A 5,521-nucleotide genomic window follows, 5' to 3' on the forward strand; every position below is an offset into this window, starting at 1 on the left:
TATCGTCTAATAACAACCAAGGTTTTCGACGGTGATTCTCCTACAGAGGACTTTCACCTCATTAGTTAATGCCCATGTCGGGCGTACACATAAGGCTTGAGCAGACAAGCGCTGCTCAACTCAGCTTTAACAACTCGCTCTATTAAATCCGGCTAAGTTAATTGGCCATGACAATGCTTGAATTTCTTGCCTGAACCGCAAGGACAAGGATCATTGCGACCCACTTTATTGCCCTCTCTGATGAATGGCTGTTCCGCAGTAGCAACTTCTTCCTGCTCAGGCGCAGCATCTTCGTAAGCGTCCAACGTAGGTGCCTGTGCATGCTCAAAATGCATTTCTCTAGGCGCTTGCATTTGCTCGTCAATGGCGTGAACGTCTTCTTCCTGCCTGACTTGCACTTTAAACAAAATTCCTATCACCTCATACTTGATATGTTCAAGCAAATTGGTAAACATTTCAAACGCTTCGCGCTTGTATTCCTGTTTAGGATCTTTCTGCGCATAGCCTCTAAAGTGTATGCCCTGACGCAAATAATCCATCGCCGCCAAATGCTCTTTCCAGCTGTTGTCTAGCACTTGCAGCATTACTGACTTCTCAAAATGTTGCAGCACTTCTTTAGACATTTGCTGTTCTTTGTCTTTATGGCTTTGTTCCAGGATCTCAATGATACGTTTCCGTAAAGACTCTTCCTGCAACGTGTGATCTTCGTCCAACATTTTACGCACAGGAATCCCAACATTAAATTCCTGATGCAAATGCTCTTCCAAACCCTTCGTATCCCACTGCTCGACCATAGTTTTTGCCGGAATATATTGGGTAATCACATTATTGACCACGTCTGCGCGTATCGCAGTGATAATATCGGAGATCTCCGCCGCCGCCATCAGCTCATTACGCTGAGCATAAATAACTTTACGTTGATCGTTGGCAACATCATCATAAGCCAGGATCTCTTTACGCACGTCGAAGTTGCGGCTTTCAACCTTGCGCTGAGCGCTTTCAATAGAACGAGTGACCCAAGGATGCTCAATGGCTTCGCCATTACCCATTCCCAACTTCTGCATTAAGCTTGCCACACGGTCCGATGCAAAAATACGCATCAAATCATCTTCCAACGACAGATAAAAGCGGGTTGATCCGGGATCGCCCTGACGGCCGGAACGGCCTCTTAACTGGTTATCGATACGGCGAGATTCGTGGCGCTCCGAGCCGATAACATGCAAACCGCCGGTAGCAATAACTTGCTCATGTCTATCCAACCAAGTACCACGGACCCGCTCCTTATCGGCGTCACTGGCGTCCTCGCCCAATGCAGCAAGCTCTGCTTCCAAATTGCCGCCGAGCACAATATCGGTACCCCGACCGGCCATATTGGTAGCAATAGTAACAGCCCCCGGCATACCGGCCTGCTCAATAATATGGGCTTCGCGCTCGTGTTGTTTGGCATTAAGCACTTCGTGCTTAATGCCTAGTTTTTGCAATAATGCCGATAAGCGCTCGGAGTTTTCAATCGATGTCGTTCCCACCAACACCGGCTGGCCACGACCAACGCATTCTTTAATATCTTCTGAAACGGCAATATATTTTTCATCGGCAGTCAAGAATACGACATCCCCCAAATCTCTGCGAATCATATTGCGATGCGTAGGAATGACGACAACCTCAAGACCGTAAATCTTATTCAACTCAAACGCTTCGGTATCCGCAGTACCGGTCATACCGGACAGTTTCTCATACAACCGGAAGTAATTTTGAAAGGTTATAGAAGCCAGGGTCTGGTTTTCATTTTGAATAGAAACATGCTCTTTCGCTTCAATCGCCTGATGCAAACCCTCAGACCAGCGGCGTCCCGGCATAACTCGGCCGGTAAACTCATCGACAATAATCACTTCATCATTGGCGACGATATAATCAACGTCTTTTTTGAATAAAACATGGCCGCGCAATGAAGCATTCAGGTAGTGCATCAAGCGAATATTGGTCGCGTCATACAAACTGCTTCCCTCTGCCATCAAGCCATGCTCAACCATTAAATGTTCGACATGTTCGTGCCCTTCTTCGGTCAAATACACTTGGCGGACTTTTTCATCAACCGAATAATCGCCCGGACCATTCTCTTTTTCCTGTTTGGTCAGGAACGGAACGATTTTATTAACCTTAATGTAGATTTCAGTACTTTCTTCGGTTGGTCCGGAGATAATCAGCGGCGTTCTCGCCTCATCGATAAGAATAGAGTCCACCTCGTCAACAATAGCAAAGCTTAAGTCGCGCTGGACTTTTTGCTCCAGGCTAAAAGCCATATTGTCGCGCAAATAATCGAAACCGAATTCGTTGTTGGTGCCATACGTAATGTCTGAAGCATAAGCTTCGCGCCGCGCTTCACTGTCCATCTGACTGATAATCACACCGGTGGTCAAGCCCAGAAAACCGTAAAGCCGACCCATCCATTCAGAGTCGCGCTTGGCCAGATAGTCATTCACCGTAACCACATGTACGCCACGCCCCGGCAAGGCATTCAAATAAGCCGCCAAGGTTGCCATCAGGGTTTTACCCTCGCCGGTTTTCATTTCAGCAATTTTGCCGTCATGAAGTATCATGCCGCCAATCAACTGCACATCGAAATGACGCATACCAAAGACCCGCGTCGATGCTTCCCTAACTGTTGCAAACGCTTCAGGAAGCAGATTGTCCAGTTTTTCGCCTTGCGCCAAGCGATCACGAAACTCCTGCGTTTTTGCTTTTAACGCATCGTCAGATAATTTCTCGTAATCAGAAGCCAGGGCATTGATCTTTTTAACCAACGCTCTTTTCTTCTTTATCAGCCTGTCATTACGGCTCCCTATAACAAATCTAACCAACTTACCCAGCATGTCTTTTTCCGGTATGAATTTAGTAAATGATTGAATAAAACCACGGGATTATATACTGTCTACTATTTTAGTAACAGTTAAAAACGCTCTTTACCCCTTGACAAAAGGCATCAACATTAGCAAAGAGCCATTGAAAATCAATATCCCATGCTTAGCCCAGACACTTAAAAATCGCTTACTTCATTGCTCGCTTTCTTGCCGTAAATAAAAATTTAAGGGTTGCGTCACTGATATTTGATTTTATTTATAACAAAGAAAACCTTGGTTTTGCCATTAGCAAAAATACTATCCTCCAATGAAACCGCATTTCTCCATGTCTTTTTAATTGGGCAGGATAATCAAAAATCACTGCATAAAGAGTTTCACATACAAGTGAAAGAGATAGGCACTCAACTTGCCGGCCATAACGATGACCTCAAGACGCAGCCTCAACAATAAAACCGCCAAACATAGCCGGGCACAGACTTTAGCTTTTCAGACTACTTTAGAAACTTTCAAACAAATTTGAAACCACGATCCCTCAAAAGCAACGCATCAGTAACACCCCAAATTAGCCGACTTAAATTTACTAGCAGACATAAAAAAACCGTAGCTTCTTTGAGAAGCTACGGTTTTTTTCGCGAGCAATCAGATAACTGTTACTTCTTCTGCTTGCGGACCTTTTTGGCCCTGAGTAACATTAAATTGTACTTTTTGGCCTTCATCCAGAGATTTAAAACCGGAACTGTTAATGTTACGAAAGTGAACAAAAACATCTGGGCCGTTTTCTTGCTGAATAAAACCAAAGCCTTTTTCAGCATTAAACCATTTAACTGTACCTGTAGTCATTTAGTGTAATCCTATTATTTGTAGTAACTGATAGCCTTATAAAGGCTGATAGAGCTGGGAAATTAGAGAATTACTTAATGATAACAGGACGAACAAACATGAAGAACTTCGTAAAGATACGCATAACGTAAAACTATTTCAAGCCGACTCCATTCTATAGCCGCCCTATAGCAATGTCAAGCTTGCCATTCTCAATCTATTGTCGCTTTAACTAATAGCTACAATTTGAAAAACCGAAGTTTATAGCAGCACCAAAATCATTACAAACATTTATTTTTATTAAAAATTTAACCAATCACCCTATAGGCACCAAGCAAATCCTTACTAAATTTCGACGTTTTACACTACTAATATGAATAATTGATGAATTTAATGCTTCAAATAAAGAAACAATCCATCTACTACCAATGTTATTGTCAACAATAAAGACCTTTACTATAGTTAAACCGTAATTCAAAAAACTTTTTAACTTCAACGAGGATTTACTCATGAGCGACCTTTACAAAGACATTCTAACCGGAACAGTATTTATAACGGGCCTATTAGGCTTTCTTTCCGGTGAATTCATTATTTCATCCGCATTGTTCGCCACCGCAGCTATTGCCAGCAATATCAATCTGAATCGCAAAAGAGGCAAAGCCGGACAATTATCATGCGAATGACGACTATAAATAACCTTAACTGTTCAACTTAAAAGCTTTCAAGGCTTAAAGGCCTTGGAAGCTTTTTAGCTTTTTTATACAGCCTACCTCGTCCCCTCTCGTATACGTTGCAGCGCCACCCAAAACCACAAAATCAGAGATTGGAACTTGGCTTAGCCAAACGTCTTGCCGAAAAAATAAGAACAGCAGCTAATGCTTCTTGTAACTCGCTAAAATTAACTGGCTTGGTCAAATAGCCGTTAAACCCAACTTCTTTCGCTTGTTTACGATCTTCCTGACGGCCATAGCCACTCAGGGCGATCAGATGAAGTCATTTTCATCTCGGAATGTTGCCTTAGCGACTGCGCAACTGCATAACCATCCATACCGGGCAAACCGATATCGAGCAATACAACCTCCGGCAGTTTATTCAACGCAACTTGCAATGCCTGATAACCATCGTATGCCAACCATACAGTATGCCCTTCGCTGGATAGCAGTAGCGATAGACTTTGGGCAGCATCACGGTTATCGTCGACTACAAGAATACTGAGCGAATTCTCAGACAACTTGGGATCTATCCGGCAAGCAGCGTGGGCGGACGATAATTGCAACAGACAAGGAAGACGAATGACGAATTCACTGCCTTTGCCGCGCCCTTCGCTTTGAGCCCATACTTCGCCCCCATGCATTGTCACCAAGCTTTTGACGAGTGCAAGACCAATTCCTAAACCACTTTCTGCCCGGTCAATAGCACTATCCACTTGATAGAACAAGTCAAACAGGCAAGGCAGCGCCGAAGCATCAATGCCACGGCCATTGTCTTGGACTCGGATGAAGAAATTATTATCCCTTATTTCAACGATTAACCTGATGCTGCCGCCTTTATCAGTATATTTGGCGGCATTATTAAATGTGAATTAAGCGCTAACGCGTAAATAATTCCAAAAAAATAAGGCAGCGGCCAACTTGCCGAAGACATGTACCATTAATGCGTTATAGGATCGAACCCTACCCGCACATTCAATGCCTGTTTGTTGCTCAATCCAGCTGAATAAGGATTCAATCGGTGTCGAACGCGAGAAACGGCAGTCGATAACCATTGGTCCTGGGGTTCCAAATACGCTTGGCCTTTTTGTTTTTTGACCGGCGTTAATACCGTCAGGTTTTGCGTTTCTTGCA

At 43.8% G+C, this 5,521-nt stretch carries 4 protein-coding genes and 1 pseudogene; 1 reads left to right on the plus strand and 4 read right to left on the minus strand.

Features of this window, described 5'->3' with window-relative positions; translation table 11 throughout:
• Nucleotides 1–152: 152 nt before the first annotated feature.
• A complete protein-coding gene (secA, locus tag EKO24_RS06545; protein ID WP_127030744.1) occupies nt 153–2,870 on the minus strand; it encodes a preprotein translocase subunit SecA in 2,718 nt (905 codons plus the stop codon).
• 627 nt (nt 2,871–3,497) lie between these two features.
• A complete protein-coding gene (locus tag EKO24_RS06550; RefSeq protein ID WP_127030745.1) occupies nt 3,498–3,698 on the minus strand; it encodes a cold-shock protein in 201 nt (66 codons plus the stop codon).
• A 488-nt stretch (nt 3,699–4,186) separates the two neighbouring features.
• On the opposite strand from EKO24_RS06550, the gene EKO24_RS22625 reads away from it, so the two are divergent.
• Entirely contained in the window at nt 4,187–4,360 is a 174-nt protein-coding gene (locus tag EKO24_RS22625; protein WP_162853333.1) for a hypothetical protein, read from the plus strand.
• A 263-nt stretch (nt 4,361–4,623) separates the two neighbouring features.
• Here the strand turns inward: EKO24_RS22625 and EKO24_RS06555 are convergent, their stop codons facing one another.
• On the minus strand, nt 4,624–5,214 hold the full coding sequence (locus EKO24_RS06555; protein WP_338323996.1) for an ATP-binding protein: 591 nt from the start codon (nt 5,212–5,214) through the stop codon (nt 4,624–4,626).
• A 45-nt stretch (nt 5,215–5,259) separates the two neighbouring features.
• A pseudogene (locus EKO24_RS22815) lies at nt 5,260–5,521 on the minus strand (IS982 family transposase); the annotation flags it as partial.

Source organism: Candidatus Methylobacter oryzae (assembly GCF_003994235.2).
Classification (GTDB): domain Bacteria; phylum Pseudomonadota; class Gammaproteobacteria; order Methylococcales; family Methylomonadaceae; genus Methylobacter_A; species Methylobacter_A oryzae.

What these genes read in the sequence shown, in the direction of transcription:
- secA (WP_127030744.1), bottom strand. Translation starts at nt 2,870, where the DNA reads ATGCTGGGTAAGTTGGTTAGATTTGTTATAGGGAGCCGTAATGACAGG.
- EKO24_RS06550 (WP_127030745.1), bottom strand. Translation starts at nt 3,698, where the DNA reads ATGACTACAGGTACAGTTAAATGGTTTAATGCTGAAAAAGGCTTTGGT.
- EKO24_RS22625 (WP_162853333.1), top strand. Translation starts at nt 4,187, where the DNA reads ATGAGCGACCTTTACAAAGACATTCTAACCGGAACAGTATTTATAACG.